This is a genomic window from Streptomyces ziwulingensis (assembly GCF_039542605.1).
In the GTDB taxonomy this organism is placed as follows: Bacteria; Actinomycetota; Actinomycetes; order Streptomycetales; family Streptomycetaceae; genus Streptomyces; species Streptomyces ziwulingensis.
The window spans coordinates 274,360-289,703 of sequence record NZ_BAABIG010000052.1 but is presented as its reverse complement, the minus strand read 5'-3'; the positions used below and the strand labels follow the sequence as shown (position 1 = coordinate 289,703).

Annotated in this window: 14 protein-coding genes; 5 read left to right on the top strand and 9 right to left on the bottom strand. The window is 73.4% G+C overall.

Annotation, left to right across the window (positions count from 1 at the left end):
* Positions 1 to 154 precede the first annotated feature (154 nt).
* Positions 155 to 1,405 (top strand): poly(ethylene terephthalate) hydrolase family protein, encoded by a 1,251-nt coding sequence (locus ABEB00_RS24515; protein ID WP_345622297.1) that lies wholly within the window; start codon positions 155 to 157, stop codon positions 1,403 to 1,405.
* A 62-nt stretch (positions 1,406 to 1,467) separates the two neighbouring features.
* On the opposite strand, the gene ABEB00_RS24510 is transcribed toward ABEB00_RS24515, so the two are convergent.
* Together ABEB00_RS24510 and ABEB00_RS24505 are read right to left on the bottom strand one after the other, a co-directional pair.
* A complete protein-coding gene (locus ABEB00_RS24510) occupies positions 1,468 to 3,342 on the bottom strand; it encodes a LamG-like jellyroll fold domain-containing protein (protein WP_345622296.1) in 1,875 nt (624 codons plus the stop codon).
* 194 nt (positions 3,343 to 3,536) lie between these two features.
* Entirely contained in the window at positions 3,537 to 5,531 is a 1,995-nt protein-coding gene (locus tag ABEB00_RS24505) for a CASTOR/POLLUX-related putative ion channel (protein ID WP_345622295.1), read from the bottom strand.
* 217 nt (positions 5,532 to 5,748) lie between these two features.
* Between ABEB00_RS24505 and ABEB00_RS24500 the strand changes: the two genes are divergently transcribed.
* Complete coding sequence (locus ABEB00_RS24500; protein ID WP_345622294.1) at positions 5,749 to 5,961, top strand: hypothetical protein; 213 nt, start codon at positions 5,749 to 5,751, stop codon at positions 5,959 to 5,961.
* 43 nt (positions 5,962 to 6,004) lie between these two features.
* Here the strand turns inward: ABEB00_RS24500 and ABEB00_RS24495 are convergent, their stop codons facing one another.
* The 6 genes from ABEB00_RS24495 to ABEB00_RS24470 form a co-directional block, all read right to left on the bottom strand.
* Positions 6,005 to 6,520 carry an SRPBCC family protein gene (locus ABEB00_RS24495; protein ID WP_345622293.1) on the bottom strand — a complete coding sequence of 172 codons (516 nt, stop codon included), beginning with the start codon at positions 6,518 to 6,520 and terminating at the stop codon, positions 6,005 to 6,007.
* Positions 6,521 to 6,547: 27 nt separating this feature from the next.
* The gene (locus ABEB00_RS24490) at positions 6,548 to 7,426 is read right to left on the bottom strand and encodes a prephenate dehydratase (protein ID WP_345622291.1); all 879 of its coding nucleotides are present in this window, start codon (positions 7,424 to 7,426) and stop codon (positions 6,548 to 6,550) included.
* A gap of 150 nt (positions 7,427 to 7,576) precedes the next feature.
* Positions 7,577 to 8,038, bottom strand: coding sequence for an STAS domain-containing protein (locus tag ABEB00_RS24485; protein ID WP_345622290.1), 462 nt, complete (start codon positions 8,036 to 8,038; stop codon positions 7,577 to 7,579).
* Positions 8,039 to 8,123: 85 nt separating this feature from the next.
* The gene (locus ABEB00_RS24480) at positions 8,124 to 9,479 is read right to left on the bottom strand and encodes an APC family permease (protein ID WP_345622289.1); all 1,356 of its coding nucleotides are present in this window, start codon (positions 9,477 to 9,479) and stop codon (positions 8,124 to 8,126) included.
* Between the two features lie 86 nt (positions 9,480 to 9,565).
* Entirely contained in the window at positions 9,566 to 10,015 is a 450-nt protein-coding gene (locus ABEB00_RS24475; RefSeq protein WP_345622288.1) for an ATP-binding protein, read from the bottom strand.
* Between the two features lie 166 nt (positions 10,016 to 10,181).
* Entirely contained in the window at positions 10,182 to 10,796 is a 615-nt protein-coding gene (locus ABEB00_RS24470; RefSeq protein ID WP_345622287.1) for a helix-turn-helix transcriptional regulator, read from the bottom strand.
* Positions 10,797 to 11,131: 335 nt separating this feature from the next.
* Here ABEB00_RS24470 and ABEB00_RS24465 point away from each other — a divergent pair, with 335 nt between their 5' ends.
* Together ABEB00_RS24465 and ABEB00_RS24460 are read left to right on the top strand one after the other, a co-directional pair.
* A complete protein-coding gene (locus ABEB00_RS24465) occupies positions 11,132 to 12,670 on the top strand; it encodes a protein kinase domain-containing protein (protein WP_345622286.1) in 1,539 nt (512 codons plus the stop codon).
* A gap of 175 nt (positions 12,671 to 12,845) precedes the next feature.
* Positions 12,846 to 13,397 carry an RNA polymerase sigma factor gene (locus ABEB00_RS24460; protein WP_345622329.1) on the top strand — a complete coding sequence of 184 codons (552 nt, stop codon included), beginning with the start codon at positions 12,846 to 12,848 and terminating at the stop codon, positions 13,395 to 13,397.
* 33 nt (positions 13,398 to 13,430) lie between these two features.
* Here ABEB00_RS24460 and ABEB00_RS24455 read toward each other — a convergent pair whose 3' ends face one another.
* Positions 13,431 to 14,186, bottom strand: coding sequence for a thioesterase II family protein (locus ABEB00_RS24455; RefSeq protein ID WP_345622285.1), 756 nt, complete (start codon positions 14,184 to 14,186; stop codon positions 13,431 to 13,433).
* 159 nt (positions 14,187 to 14,345) lie between these two features.
* Between ABEB00_RS24455 and ABEB00_RS24450 the strand changes: the two genes are divergently transcribed.
* The gene (locus ABEB00_RS24450; RefSeq protein ID WP_345622283.1) at positions 14,346 to 15,173 is read left to right on the top strand and encodes a metallophosphoesterase family protein; all 828 of its coding nucleotides are present in this window, start codon (positions 14,346 to 14,348) and stop codon (positions 15,171 to 15,173) included.
* Positions 15,174 to 15,344 lie beyond the last annotated feature (171 nt).

Genomic DNA, 15,344 nt, shown 5'->3' with positions numbered 1-15,344 from the left:
TCCCGCGCCCGTGAATCCCGCTTGAATCGACGTGGGCCGGTCCCGGAACGGTCTTGAGCGACCCTTCGGTGACCGGTGACAGGCACGACTCTCGCGGACCGACACACGGATGCGCCGGCGGAGTTGGCCGGCGCGGGCAGAAGGGATTCAGGACATGACTCGTCTCAGCGGGCGCCTGCGCGCACTCGGCGCGGTGGCCCTCGGCATCGCGGTCGTGGGTGCCGGCGGCGCCCTCACGACCCCCGCCTCGGCCGCCACCCCGGTCTACACCGAGGACTTCTCCGACGGGCTCGGTACCTTCACCGCGTCCGGAACCGTCCGGACGGGCACGTACGGAGCCCGGCTGAGCGGATCGCTGGCCTCCGGTCCCTCCCTCACCTCCGCGCCCGTCGACCTGACCGGGTACAGCGAGGTGACCGTGTCCTACACACGGGCCGCGTCGGGGCTGGACCTCGGTGAGACGTTCACCGCCTCCTACTCGGTGGACGGCGGCTCCTTCACCACGCTGGAATCGGCGCGCACCGCCACCGGGGCGACGTCGTTCCGCCTGCCGGCGTCGGCCGACGGCAGGGACTTACGGCTGCGTTTCTCGCTGGACGCCAACAGCGCTCTGGAGACGCTGACCGTCGACGACGTCCTCGTCGAGGCGACGGACGGCGAGGGCCCGCCCGACCCGCCGGCCGGGTCGCTGCCGCCGGTCGACGACGTCACCGCGCCCGGCCCGTACGCGGTGTCCATCGACACCACCGCCGGACCCGACGACGAGGGCTGGCTGGTGTACCCGACGAACGCGGGGCAGAACGGTGTGGACCACCCGGTCCTCGTCTGGGGTCCGGGGGCGGGCAGCGACCCCGCCGCCTACGAGGACATGCTGCGCCAGTGGGCCTCGCACGGGTTCGTCGTCTACAGCGAGGTGTCGTCCAGCAGCGGCGACTACATGGTCGACGCCCTCGACTGGCTGGAGGACCAGAACGCCGGCCCGAGCAGTCCGCTGTACCAGGACCTCGACCTGTCGGAGGTGGCCTTCGGCGGCCACTCCCGCGGCTCCATCGGAACGTTCGACGTGGCCGACGAGCCTCGGCTGGAGACCACCATCCACGTGGCCGGCGGCTCCTTCGACGGCAACGGCCCCGACAGCCTGCGCAACCCCACCCTGTACGTCGGCGGCGACGAGGACTTCGCCACGGCGAACATGGAGCGCGACTACACCAACACGGACGTGCCGGTGTGGTTCAACATCCTCGACGACACCGACCACCTCCTCGCCACCCGTAACGGCCAGCACATCATCACCGCCTGGCTGCGCTGGCACCTGGCCGACGAGGAGTTCCGCCGCACCGAGGACTTCCTGGGTTCCGGCTGCACCTTCTGCGGCCTCGGCGACGTGACGTACAAGAACTGGTGACACCGCGCCGGCGGGCGCCCGGGGCCGGCCCGTGCGGCGGGCCGGCCCCGGGGCGGGGCCCGTCAGGCGAACGGGGTCAGGAACTGCTTCGGGGTCAGGGGGCGGTCGACGATGCGGGTGTCCCCCATCCAGCCGTAGAAGCCCTGTCCGAACTCCTCGTCGAACTGGGTGGCGCCGAGGGTGAACGGCTTGCCCAGGGTGGCGATGCCGGTCGAGCGCTGGGCGGGGTTGCGGGCGATCTTCGAGCCGTCCACGTAGAGGACGGTGCGGCGGGCGTCGTTGACGACGGCGATGTGGGTCCAGCGTCCCACCGGCAGGGCGTGGCTCCAGGAGGTCGGATCGGCGTCCTGCCGTTCGGGATAGACCACGAACTGCAGGAAGCGCTCGGAGGAGAGGTTGAGGCTGCACGTCGGTTCCAGCGGGGACCAGCCGGTGGTCTTGCCGGCGTCCCCGTTGCGGCCCTGCCAGCTCAGGATGCCCATCCAGGCGTGGTCGCCCACGAACGGTTCGGGGAGCCGGATGAACGTCTCGATGGTGTAGCCGTGCGGGAACTTCTCCCGGTTGAGCGGCGCGCGCCGGCCGGTGGTGAGGATGGCGCCGCGGTCGGGGCCCGTACCGCCGTCGAAGCGGAGGCTGCCGTGCGCGGGCTGTCCCACGTGGTGGTCTGCGGAGACGGTGAGTGCCTGGGCACCGCTGTCGTGCAGCCGGCCGACGGTGAGGTCGTTGCCGTTGCCGGACAGGTCGCGCACGACGGTGCCGTCCGGCACCGGGGCGCCCGCCGCGGGCAGCGCCGCCCCGGAGGCGTCGAACCGCCAGTAGGCGACCGTGCCGCGCACCAGGACGTCGGCCGCGGGGCGCGGCTTCGGCACCACCGCGGGGGCAAAGCCGCGGAAGCGGTCCTCGAAGTCGACGGTGAGGCTGAACCGGTCGACGGGCCCGGTCAGTTCGAGGGTCTCCGCCTCCAGCGGCGTCCGGTCGGCCGGGTCGCGGGAGAGGAACCAGGGCGAGAACGTCTCGATGTCGATGACGTTGCGGACGAGGTCGAAGGTGTAGAGGCGGATCATGCCGGCGCCGCCGTAGTAGCGGTCCTGGTAGTTGGTGATGTGCAGGTGGACATCGTTGTCGGCGTCGTTCTTGAGGACGGTGCGGCCGGGCGGCCAGTAGTGTCCGCCGAGCGCCAGGAAGATCTGGTCGTTGCCCTTGACCAGGCCGTCCCACATGCGGGTGCCGTTGTCGGAGAGGTGGGCGGTGCCGTCGTCCTCCGCCCAGACCAGGTCGTGGGTGGTGAGGACGGCGGGCACGGTGGGGTGGGCGTCGAGCACGCCCTGCGCCCAGCTCAGGCCGGCGGCGGACACCCGCCAGTCGAGGGCGAGGATCAGCCAGGTGCGGCCGGCCGCGCGCAGCAGGTGGTAGCTGTTGTAGCCGTCCGGGGAGGCGCCGCCGAAGGTGGGGGCGGCGGCGAAGCGGTGCGGTCCGAAGGCGTCGAGGTAGGGGGTGTCGCCGCGCTGGTCGTCGCCGGAGGCTATGTCGTGGTTGCCGGCCAGGACGCTGTAGGGAATGCGGCGGTCGATCAGCTCGAAGGTGTCGGCGGCCAGTTCGATCTCGTCGGCCGTGCCGTGTTCGGTGATGTCGCCGAGGTGCGTCATGAAGGCCACGTTGGCCTCCTTGCGCTGGGTGAGCAGGTACCGGAACGTGGCGCGCAGCGGCTCCGGGTCGGCGCTGTCCGCGTCGAACAGGTACTGGGTGTCGGGCAGCACCGCGAGCGCGAAGCGCGGCGAGTCGGCGTCGAAACCGGCGCCCCGGGCGTCCGCCGCGGCCCGTGCGGGTGCGGCGCCGGCGGCGAGGGCGGAGGCGGTGACCGCCCCCGCGGCGGGCACGGCCACGGCGGTCTTCAGCAGGGTGCGTCTGCCGGGGTGCGACGGCGGACTTGCGTTCACGGTTGCTCCAGGGGTGAGGTGCGGGCAGGCACCGGAAAAGCGGAGGGACTGGAGCGCACTTTCGTGTAGATCCGTGACCGGGCCGGGACGGTGAGCTGAACGGCGTACGGCGGGCAGCGGGCGAGCTGCGCCGGGCCGCCCAGCGCCCCCGGCCACCGGGGGCTCGTGACCGGGGGCCGTGCGGTCCGTTCGGCTCACCCCGGGGGCTGCCCGGCCTTCCTTCCGCCGTCCTCGCTCTCCCGCCGCGTGCCCGGCACCTCGGCTCCCCCGCCGGCCGCGGTGCCGTGGCCGGGCGTCCCGCCGGGGGTGGCCGGGGCGGCCGTCAGTACCAGTACCTCGTCCCCGGCCTGCCAGCGGCGGCGTTCGGTCTTGCGGGGGCAGATGCGGATGCCGTCGCCGCGCGGGTCGTCCGTGCGGTACCCGATCGCGCATTCCCCTCGCTCCAGTGCCGCCGCCGCCACCGTGGCGAACGACGCCTCGCCGCCGGTGCGCACGTAGTGTCCGGCCGGCCGCAGGTCCAGGGCACCGCCCCGGACGGCGAAGATCTCGTCGAACACGGCGGCCAGGGCGGGGTCCTGGGAGATCTGCGCCATCAGGAGTGCGGTCAGCTCTCCGCGTACGACCGCGGCGGAGGCCGGGCCGAGCGGGGCGAGCGCCCGGCTGTCGTGGTCGGAGAGTTCGGCCACCACCGGCAGCGTCCGGCCCTCCCCCTCCTCGCGCATCCGCAGCATCAGCAGGGTCAGGAGGGTCTGGTCGTCGGAGCGTTCGGCGCCGGTGCCGGCGTCCGGTCCCAGCACGACGATGCCGTCGTAGCCGAACACGTCGAGGGCGCGCACCGTCTCCGGTGCGGCCGGGTCGGCGACGCGGTGGGTGAGGCGCAGGTGTGCGGAGCCGCCCGGGCCGGTGCGGTCCGCCTCCGCCGGGCCGGCGCCGGGCGCGGTGACCACGTCCAGGACGGACCCCGGCCGGGCGGTCCGGCCGACCATGTCGACCAGCAGCGGGGCGCGGCGGTTCCAGCCGAGCAGGAGCAGCCGTAGGGGAGCGTCGCCCGGGGGCACCGGCGCCGCCATCGCCGTGCGGTCGATGTGGGACCGGCAGTCGGTGGGCGGTGCGGCCCGGTCGTCGTGGGCCACGACGACCAGTCTGTCGCCCGGTGCGGGCACGGTGGCCGCGGGCGGGGTGAGCACGGCGCGGCCGTCGGCCCGCAGGTATCCCACGACGCACCAGGTGTCGAAGCACAGCGCGAGCTGCGCGAAGGAGAGTCCGGCCGGTCGCGGGAGGTCGACCACGTGGAGTTCGGCCCCGGCGAAGTCCAGGAGGTCGTGCAGCGCCGCGGGGAGTCCGGGGCGCCTGGCCGACTGCGCCAGGAGCCGCGCCGTGGACAGGTCGGTCTCCAGGACGCGGCTTCCCGGCCCGGCGGCGAACCGCGCGGCGGGCAGGTGGCGTGCGTCGCGCACGGCTGCCACCACCGGCGGCCCCGCCCGCCCGCCGAGCAGCGTGCGCAGGGCCAGCAGGACGCGGACCACCTCCAGGTCGCTCTCGTCGTCGGCGGCGGGGAGCACCAGCACCGACCGGGCGTCGGCCGGATTCACCAGCGCCAGTGCGGCGGGGTCCGTCGGCCGGCCGGTGCGGCACACGATCCGCAGGCCGGCGGTGGCGCCCAGCACGGCGGTCAGCGCCGCCTCCATGTCGGCGGGGTCCCGGTCGGCGAGGACGGCGACCACGCCCCGGGCGCGGGCGGCGAGGAGTTCACCGACCACGGTGAACACCTGCTCCGTCCAGCCGATCACCACCGCGTGCTCCCGCTCCAGCACCGTCGAGCGCCCCCGCCGGAGATCCTCCAGCCGCTCGCCGAGACCGGTGGTGACCAGGCCCACCAGGGTGGACACGCACAGGAGGGCCATCAGGCCGAGCAGCACGGAGAGCAGCATCCGCAGCGGAGATCCCGTCACTCCGCCGAGCCGCAGGGTCTCCGCGCTGGTCCGCCACACCGCCGTGAGCCGGCCGGACAGGGAGCGGGGCGCCCCGGGGTCCGTCCACACCAGTACGGTGCTGACCGGCACGACGACCGCGAGGCACCCCGCGGCGAGCCAGGCGAGCAGCACGCCCGTGCTCCGGGCCAGTCTCCGGTCGAACGCGTAGCGGGCGCGGACCCGTAGCGCGTGCCGCGCCCGGCCCTGTGCCGGCATCGGCTGCCGCCCCCGTACCACCGTCCGCCCTCCCCGCCCACGCGCCTCCCGGTCCTCGTGAGCGTGCGGGTCCGGCTTCCGCGACACGCCGTGCGACCGCGACGTTCACCCGTTAGGGGAGATACTGCGGAGCGCGCTCCGCCGGGGATGTGTGGATCTTCGCCGTGCGAGCACGCGTTCAGGAGCGGGGCCCGGGCGAGGAGACAGGAGACGGCGAGTGAGCGAGCGGCACGGTCGCGACTGGACGCGCATGACCCCTGACGACTTCGACCGGCAGGCGCCGCTGCGGCTGGACGTGTCCGGTGAGCCGGCCGCCGTACCGGCGGTGCCCGACGAGTGCGGCACGGCCCCGCTGTTCGGCGACGAGACACCACGTCCGCCGGCCGGGCGTACCGGCCGGGCGGCGGCCAGTCAGGGCGAGTTGTTCTGAGGGGCGCTCGCCGGCCGGGCGGTGGCGAGGAGTGCCGGGGGCGTCAGGTGTGGGGCCCGCGCTCCAGTTCGCGCTTGAGGTTGCGCAGCGTCTTCTCGATGTTCCGGGCCTGGAACCGGGCGAACGTACTGCCCCCGGTGGCGATCCGGTCGAAGGCGTCGGCGGCGAACGTCGGCCAGCGGCGCCGGTCGTCCGTCCAGGTCTCGGTGACCCGCGTGCCGCCGGCCGCGGGCTCGAAGCGGTACTCCCAGGTGGCGATGGGGCCGCGCAGGCGTGGCCGGGAGCGGCCGATCGCGTGCACGCGGAAGGCGAAGCGGTGTCCGGGGTCGGCCGCGGTGACCGTGCACCGCGTCACCCAGCGGAACCTGCCGCGCTTGTTGCGGCCGACGAAGGTGGTGCCCACCACCGCCGGACCGCTCTGCGGAGCCGGAGCGGTGGCCGTCCCGAGGTTCTCCGGACTCCAGCGCCCCATGTCCTCGGGACGGCTCACGGCCCGGTAGGCGTCCTCGGGGGACACGTCCACGACGACGCTGCCGCTCACGGTGAACACACGGGCCATCGGACTGCCTTCCGCCGGGACCAGGAGCTACTGTCGAGTAGCAATCATGGCACGGCTCAGGCCCGTGGATCCGGTGCGGAACCTGTGCGGATGCGCGGGGTACACGCCGAGGAGGCGGACCTCGCTGGAGAAGAACCGCAGTTCCTGGAGGGCGAGCGCGACGTGCGGCTGGTCGGGGTGGCCCTCGATCTCGACGTAGAAGCAGCTCGGGTTGAGGCCCGCGCCCATCTGGTAGCTCTCGATCTTGGTGAGGTTGACCGCGCTGCTGGCGAAGCCGCCCAGGGCCTTGTAGAGCGCGCTGGGGATGTTCCGGACGGCGAAGAACAGGCTTGTCATCGTCGGTTCGCCGGTGGCCGGCGGGACGGAGCGGTCGCGGGAGAGGACGACGAACCGGGTGGTGTTGTCCGGGTCGTCCTCGACCCCGGCCCGCAGCACCTGGAGGCCGTGGTGCCGGGCCGCGCCGGGCGGCGCGAGAGCCGCGTGCCGGGGGTCGCCCAGCTCCGCCACCTCACGGGCGGCGCCCGCGGTGTCGTCGCTCACCCGGGTGCGCCAGCCGCCCTCCCGCAGCAGCTTCCGGCACTGCCCGAGCGCGTGCACGTGGCTGCGGACGATCCGCACGTCGTCGAGGGTCGCGCCGGGGACGCCCATGAGGTCGAAGTGGATGGCGTGGAAGTGCTCCCCGGTCACGAACAGGCCCGACTCGGGCAGCAGGTGGTGCACGTCGGCGACCCGTCCGGCCGCCGAGTTGTCCACCGGGATGACCGCCACGTCGGCGGTGCCGAGCGTGACGGCGTCCAGGGCCTGCTCGAATCCGGTGCACGGCAACTGCGCGGCGGCCGGGAACAGCTCGTCGGTGGCGGCCGCCGAATTGGAACCGTGCTCGCCCTGATACGCGACGGTCGTCACGTGGTACGCCTTCCTCCGGGAGAACTGACGTGGTCGGTCAGTCGGAGGTTCACCGTAGCCCGCGGCCACCCCGGGGCCGCACGGCTGTCCACGGGGAGAGACCGCGAAGCGGGGCCGGGCGGCCCGGAGCGGGACGGGGGGCCGGGCAGGTCACGGGTGCCGGACCGTCATCGCCGGCTGCCGTCCGGTGACGGCGTCGGAGCAGATCAGGCGGTAGAGGCGGGCCTTGAGCCGGGTTCCCGCCTTGGGTGAGGCGGGCGGACGGACCGCCGGGCACCCCGTCCCGGCCCGGGCCCTCGCCTCGTCGAGCGTACGCGTCACGCGCAGGACGCTCTCCAGGCCCTCCGCCCGGAGGGTCTCGGCGAGCCGCGGCTGCCGGGCGATGACGCAGAGGAAGATGCCTCGGCGCTGCGCGAGCAGGCGTGTGCGCACCAGCATCTGCGGGGCCGCGAGCGGCACTTGAGCGGCGTGTATGTCGAGCAGCACGGCGGGCGCCTGGCAGCGCCGCAGCGCGGCGTGCAGTTGCCGTTCCACCTGGCGCAGGCCGTCCGCGCCCGGGACGTCACGTACTTCGATGACCTGGTGAGCCCGATCGGTTCGGTAGCTCTTCACATACAAGGCCCGCTCCAGGTGAGAGGTGAGGTGTCTGATCCGGCCGCCTTCTGACCGCTGCCGCGTCTACCCGCTTCTCCCTGAGTCACACCCCCCGTTCGTGAGGAACGTCACCTCGCCGGCGGCGCCGGGCCGTGGCGAGCGCGGCGAGCGCCGCCCCGACGGCTACGACGATCAGTCCGCGCAGCCATACCTCGCCCTCGATCTGCGTCGCGAGCACCACGCAGGACACGGCGCCCAGGACCGGCAGTGCGGTCGGGGCCCGGAAGTGATCGGCGCGGCCCGGGTCGCGGCGCAGGACCAGTACCGCCGTGTTGACCATCAAGAACACCACGAGGAGCAGGAGGACCAGGGTGGAGGCCAGGGTGGCGACGCTGCCGGTGAGTGCCAGGAGCATCGACAGCAGGGTGGTGACCGCGATCGCGGCCCACGGGGTACGGCGTCCGGGCAGCACGCGGGCGAGCGGGGCGGGCAGGAGTCCGTCCCGGGCCATGCCGTAGGCCAGGCGGGAGGACATGATTCCGGTGAGCAGCGCGCCGTTGGCCACGGCGACCAGCGCGATGGCGCTGAACAGGCGGGGCGGTACGCCGCCCGCCGCCTCGACGACCTCCAGCAGCGGCCCGCTCGACTCGGCGAGCCGGGCGGTGGGCACGGCCGCGGACGCGGCGAGGCCCACCAGCACGTACACCACGCCGGCGGTGGCCAGCGCGCCGAACAGGGCCCGCGGGTAGGAGCGCCGCGGGTCGCGGGTCTCCTCGGCGACGTTCACCGAGGTCTCGAACCCGACGAAGGAGTAGTACGCCAGCACGGAGCCGCTCAGTACGGCCGCGGCGACTCCCTTCTCCGGGGTGCCGAGCTGGACCAGGCGTCCCGGGTCCGCGTCGCCGCGCAGCAGGAGCCAGGCGCCGAGGACGACGATGACGGCCAGGCCGCCCACCTCGATGACGGTGGCGACGACGTTGGCGCGGGTCGACTCCTTGATGCCGCGCGCGTTCACCAGCGCGAGGAGGGCGAGGAAGACGACGGCGACCAGACCCACCGGCAGCGTCACGAAGACGGACAGGTAGTCACCGCCGAAGCCGCGGGCGAGGGCCGCCACCGAGACGATGCCGGCGGCGAGCATGCAGAATCCCGCGACGAACCCGGCGAACGGTCCGAAGGCGCGGGTGGCGTAGTGGGAGGCGCCGCCGGCCTTCGGGTACTTCGTCGCCAGCTCGGCGTAGGAGGCGGCGGTCAGCAGGGCCAGCAGCAGGGCGACAGCCAGCGGCACCCACACCGCTCCCCCGGCGTCGGCGGCCACCTGCCCCACGAGGACGTAGACCCCGGCGCCCAGGACGTCGCCCAGGATGAAGAAGTAGAGCAGCGGGGTGGTGAGCGAACGGCTGAGCGCCGGAGCCTCGTCCGGTGCCTGCGCCGAGCGTCGTGTTTCGTTTCTCGCCATGCCGTCTCAGGTCCCCCGCACATCGAAAACCACGCCAGGTCCTGCCGCGGAGGTGCCTCGGGTGCGCGACGGCGAACCCGTTCGGTCTATGCCTGTCCGCCGTGCCGGTGGTTCTCCTTGGTGTCACCGGCCGAGGTGGGCGGGCTGAAGCAGGCGAGGACCGTCTTGCCGTAGGGGCAGGGGCGGGCCTCCCAACTGTCGGCCACGGCGTCCACGAGGAACATGCCGCGCCCGCCGGTACGGTCCAGGCTCGGTGTGCGGGGAGTCGGCAGGTCCGCCGACGTGTCGTGCACGGCGACATGCAGGCAGTCGTTGTCCCAGGTCATCACGAGCTGTGCGGAGCTGTGGGCGTGCAGGTGCGCGTTGGTGACCAGTTCGGAGACGGTCAGCAGCACCGCGTCCACCGTCTCCGGAGCGCTGGTCTGCCAGCCGAGCGTCTGGAGACGTTCCCGGGTCCAGTCCCGCGCCGCTTTCACATCACTGCTCATCGGCAGGGACCGTGCCCAGCCCACTGCCCGTACCGACGACTCGCCCACGTTCGCATCCTTCCGGTCCGTCTTCGCTGCGTGCCTCCCGTCTACCCCCGGTGCGGGGGTTGACTCGGCCGCACCGGCGGAGGCCCGGAGGGGCCGGAAGGGAGCGGCGGGGGCCCGTTCGGACCCGGTCCGGCGCGCGCCCTGTGCCGGGAGGGGTCGGGCATGGTCAGATCAGTCCGGCGCGGATGGCGTACGACACCGCGTGCACCCTGTTGCGCAGTCCCCAGCGGCCCATGACGGTGGAGACGGTTTTCTTGATGGTGCGTTCGGAGTAGCTCATCTTCTGGGCTATCTCGGACACGTCCATGCCTTCCGACACGAGGCGGAGCACGTCGACCTCCCGGGCGGTGAGGCCGGAGGCGGTCAGCCCCCTGGGCCGCAGGACCTCGCGCTGGACGTGTTCGACCTGGTCGAGCAGCCGTCCCTGGATCGTGGGGGGCAGCCAGGCGTGTCCGTTCGCCACGGAGACCGCCGCGCGCACCAGTGCCGCGGGGTCGGCGTCGGCGCGCCACAGCACGGCCCGTACCCCGCTCTCGACGGCGGCCGTCGGGTCGAGGTACCAGCCGCCGCCCACCACCAGGACGAACCTGGCCCGCTCCGGGGCCGGCAGGTCGCGCAGTGTGTCGAGGGTGGCGGCGTCCGCGGTCTCGACCGCCACGACCACGGCGTCGGCCTCCTCCACCGCCGACGGCAGGAGTTGCGGCCTGCGCTCCAGACAGGCCGCCAGCCCCACCTGGGTGATCGGGTCGGCGGCGTAGACGGCTACGCGGGGCTTGCTCATTTTTTCTTCCTCAGGGGAGACGAACGCGGGGGCCGGCCCGTGGTGGGGCCGACCGCCCTGGTTCGATGCGGCCGGTGAGTGAAAAGTTCGGAAGTGATCGGAAAGTTATGTCGCGGTGGCGGCTCGCGGCTGCCCGCCGGCCTCGCCGGCCGCCCTTTGTGCTCCGAGATCCGTGCAGCTCAGTGCCGTCCGCACTGTTACGATGCGGCCGCCGCCGCGGAAGTTCACAGGCGCCGGGAAGGAGCGGACGACGCGCCCCTGTATGCGGACTCCGGTATTCCGCCAGGTCATCTGCCGGACACCACGCCTTCATCTCCTCATCGCAGGGTGATCTCATGCAGTTGCCGCACCACATCGGCCGCTACCGGCTCGAAGAACCGTTGGGCTCGGGCGCCTTCGGCGTCGTATGGAAGGCCCACGACGACTCGCTGCAGGCGCCCGTCGCCGTCAAGGTCATGGCCGACAACTGGGCCCGGCGACTGGACCTGCGGGAACGTTTCCTCTCCGAGGCCCGGCTGCTGCGGCAGGCCGCCTCGCCCCGGGTGGTCCAGGTCTACGACATCGGCGAACTCTCCGACGAGCGTCCGTACTTCGTCATGGAGTACGCGGACGGCGGCACCCTGGAGGATCTGGTGGCCGAGGGTCCGCTGCCGGTGGCGGAGGGGCTGCGGCTCGCGGCCGAGGCCGCGCGCGCGGTGGCGGTGCTGCACGAGGCGGGCATCGTGCACCGGGACGTCAAACCGTCGAACATGCTGATCCGTTCCGAGTCCGGCGGCCGGCCGGGCCGCCTGCTCGTCGCGGACCTCGGACTCGCCAAGAGCCTCGCCCACGCGTCGGGGCTCACCATGACGGCGGGCTCGGCCGGTTATATGGCGCCCGAACAGGCCGACCCGGTCGAGGGCATCGACGAGCGTGCCGACGTGTACGGGCTGGGCGCGCTCACCTACTACCTGCTGACCGGCGCCGTGCCCGCCGCGCCCGGCAAGGTCGTCCCGCCCGGCCGGGTCCGCGACGGCCTCCCGGACCGGGTCGAGCGGGTGGTGCTGCGCGCCCTGAAGCCGGACCGGGAGCGCCGCTGGCCGACGGCGGCGGCGTTCGCCGACGCGCTGGAGGACGCGGCGGGCCGGACGGCCGCCGACCCGGGCCGGCGCGGGACGCCGCGCCGGACTGCCGTGGGTGCGGCCGCCGGCCGACGGCGGGGGGCGCGCCGGAAACGGATCCTGCTGGGTTCGGCGGCGGCCGTGGTGGCGACCGGTTGTCTGGCCGGATGGTTCGCGCTCGACGACGCCGGACGCGACGTCACCACCGCGCTGCCGCCCGCCGGGCACGGGACGCGCCCGCACGCCGCGGCCACGCCGTCCGCGACCGTCTCCGCCACCGCCGCGGGACCCACGTCCGCGGCGCCGGGCACCTCACCGGCCGCCACCCCCGCGTCGTCGGCCCCCGCCGCCCCGGCGAGCACCGGGACCGGGACCGTGCGGGCGGGGACGGGCGCCGCCTCGGCCTCGCCCAGCACCGCCACGGTGTCCGCCGAGCCGGAGTGGACGACCATGTGCGTCCAGCCCAACGAACGGCTGCGGGCGGGCGGCGTCTGGAGCACCAACCGGACCCGGATGGTGATGGAGGCCGGCGGCGATCTGGTGATCTACGACGAGGACGGCCGGGCCCGCTGGTCGTCCGGCACCACGGGCAGCGGCAACGAGGCCTATCTGCAGGGCGACGGCAACCTCGTCGTCTTCGCGCCCGACGGCCGGTCCCTGTGGCACACGGGGACGCAGGACCACGACGGGGCGATCCTCTGCCTGGGCGCCGACGGCAACGTCAACCTCGTCTACCAGGACCAGGCCATCTGGTCCGCTCACACCGGGCACTGACACCGGTCCCGTTCCGGGTCCCCTTCGGCGACGACTCTAAGGTGCCCGCCCGGCCGGCGGGGTCCCGGGCGCCGGGCGGGGTACGACGGGGCAACGAATCTTCCCGTTCGTGCCTCGTCCGTACCGCACCGTAAGATCATTGTTCTGTCCACCAGTCATCGAGGAGCCGCACGTGGTGCCCCCCGCCGCCGACGCCGAGTATCTCGCCCCGCACGCGGCGGCGGGCGACCAACGGGCTCTGGACGACCTGCTCCAGGCGATCCGGCCGGAGGTGCTGCGGCGCTGCGGGCGGTTCCTGCCCTGCCGTGAGGACGCCGAGGAGGCCGCGCAGGACGTGCTCCTCCAGGTGGCCCGCCACATCACCACCTTCCAGGGGCGCAGCCGGTTCAGTACCTGGCTGCACACCGTGGTCGCCAACTGCGCCCGGCAGAAGTACCGCGAGTTGAAGCGGCGGGCCGTCGAACAGCCGCTGCCGGCCGCCGCCGACCACCGGGCCGATCCGCGGACCACGAGTGTGATCGCGGGCTCGCGCCTCGACCTGCTCGAAGCGCTCGAACGGCTGGAGCGGGAGCATCCCACGCTGGTCGAGCCGCTCGTCTACCGGGACATCTGCCAGATGGAGTACGCCGAGATCGCCGAACGCACCGGGCTGCCGCTCGGCACGGTCAAGTCCCGCCTGCACAGCGCCCGTCAGTACGTACGCCAGTGGCTGCGGCCCGCGTTCTGACCTCCGCGTCCCGACGCTCCCCTTTCGCCGGACTCAGGGCGTCAGGGAGGAGAGCCGGTCGGTGATGAGGTCGATCACGGCACGCTGGTGCTCGGCGAGGTAGAAGTGGCCGCCCTCGAAGGCGCGGAGTTCGAATCCGCCGGTGGTGTGGTCGGCCCAGGCGCCCGCCTCCTCCAGGGAGACCCTCGGGTCGCGGTCCCCGACGAGCGCGACGATCGGGCAGGTGAGCGGGGAGCCGGGCCGGTACCGGTAGGTCTCGGCGGCCGTGTAGTCGCCGCGGATCGCCGGCAGGATCATCCGCAGCATGTCCAGGTCGCCGAGGACCCGGGCGTCGGTGCCGCTCAGCTTCCTCAGCTCGGCGACCAGACCGTCGTCGTCGAGCAGATGCACCGCCTCCTCGCGGTGCCGCGAGGGCGCGCGACGGCCGGAGACGAACAGGGCGACCGGGGCGCCGGCCGACTCGCGCCGCATCCGGGCGGCGACCTCGAAGGCCACGGAGGCGCCCATGCTGTGGCCGAAGAAGGCCAGGGGACGGTCCAGCAGGGGCCGCAGCGCGGCCAGCGCCCCGTCGGCCAGCTCGTCGACCGTGGTCAACGGCCGTTCCCGCAGCCGATCCTGACGGCCCGGGTACTGCACCGCCACCACCTCCAGTTCGGAACGCAGGGCGTCGGAGACCGGGTAGAAGAAGCTCGCCGCACCACCGGCGTGGGGGAAGCAGACCAGGGTGGCGCGGCCCGGCTCGTGGTGGAACCGGCGGATCCAGGGGGTGTCGTAGGGGGGGTTGCTCATCAGGAGGTCTCTTTCGACAGGGGAAGGGGAATCAGCGGTGGTCGCGGGCTCCTCCACCACCGGGACGTGGTCTTCCGGGAGTCTCCACGGCGGTGCGCGGGAATGTCCAGGATGCCGTGGGGGGTGGAGCCGGGCGGGCGTCCCGCCTAGTCTTCCCCCGTGGATGCACCGACGCTGTTCGCGATAAGTGACCTGCACATCGCCTATGCGGAGAACCGTGAGATCGTCGAAGGACTGCGCCCCGCGCACGCCGGTGACTGGTTGATCGTCGCCGGGGACGTCGGTGAGTTCTTCGCCGACGTGGAATGGGCGCTGGGCCTGCTGGCCGAACGGTTCGCCAAGGTGATCTGGACACCCGGCAACCACGAGCTGTGGACGCCCCGGGAGGACCCGGTGCAACTGCGCGGCGAGGCACGCTACCGCCGGCTGGTGGAGCGGTGCCGGGAACTGGGCGTCGTCACCCCGGAGGACGAGTTCCCCGTGTGGACCGGGCCGGGCGGTCCGGTCACGGTCGCGCCGCTGTTCCTGCTGTACGACTACTCGTTCCGGATGCCGGGGCTGGACACCAAGGAGCAGGCGCTCGCGCACGCCTATGACGCGGGTGTGGTGTGCACCGACGAGTTCCTGCTCCATCCCGATCCGTATCCCGGCCGGGAGGACTGGTGCTGGGCCCGCGTGGCGGAGAGCGAGCGGCGGCTGGCCGAGGTGGACGCCGGTCTGCGGACGGTCCTGGTCAACCACTGGCCGCTGGTCCGCGAGCCCACGCGGATCCTGCACCATCCGGAGTTCGCCCAGTGGTGCGGCACCGACCGGACCGCAGACTGGCACGTCCGCCACCGGGCCGCGACGGTCGTCTACGGGCATCTGCACATTCCGCGGACCACCTGGTACGACGGGGTCCGCTTCGAGGAGGTGTCCGTCGGCTATCCGCGCGAGTGGCGCCGGCGCAGCACACCCCCCGGGACGCTGCGCCGGGTGGTGGGCTGAGCGGACGGCCGGGGCCGGTCGGGCGTCGTCCGCCGGGCCGGCCCGGGCTCAGGGCCCCGCGGGGGTGACGCGCCGCCGCGTCCTCGGTGGGAAGAAAAGAGGCGAGGAGAGCTGTGCGCTCCTCGCCACTTTCAACGTATAGCGCACCCCGGGACTTGCGGCAAGCCCCCC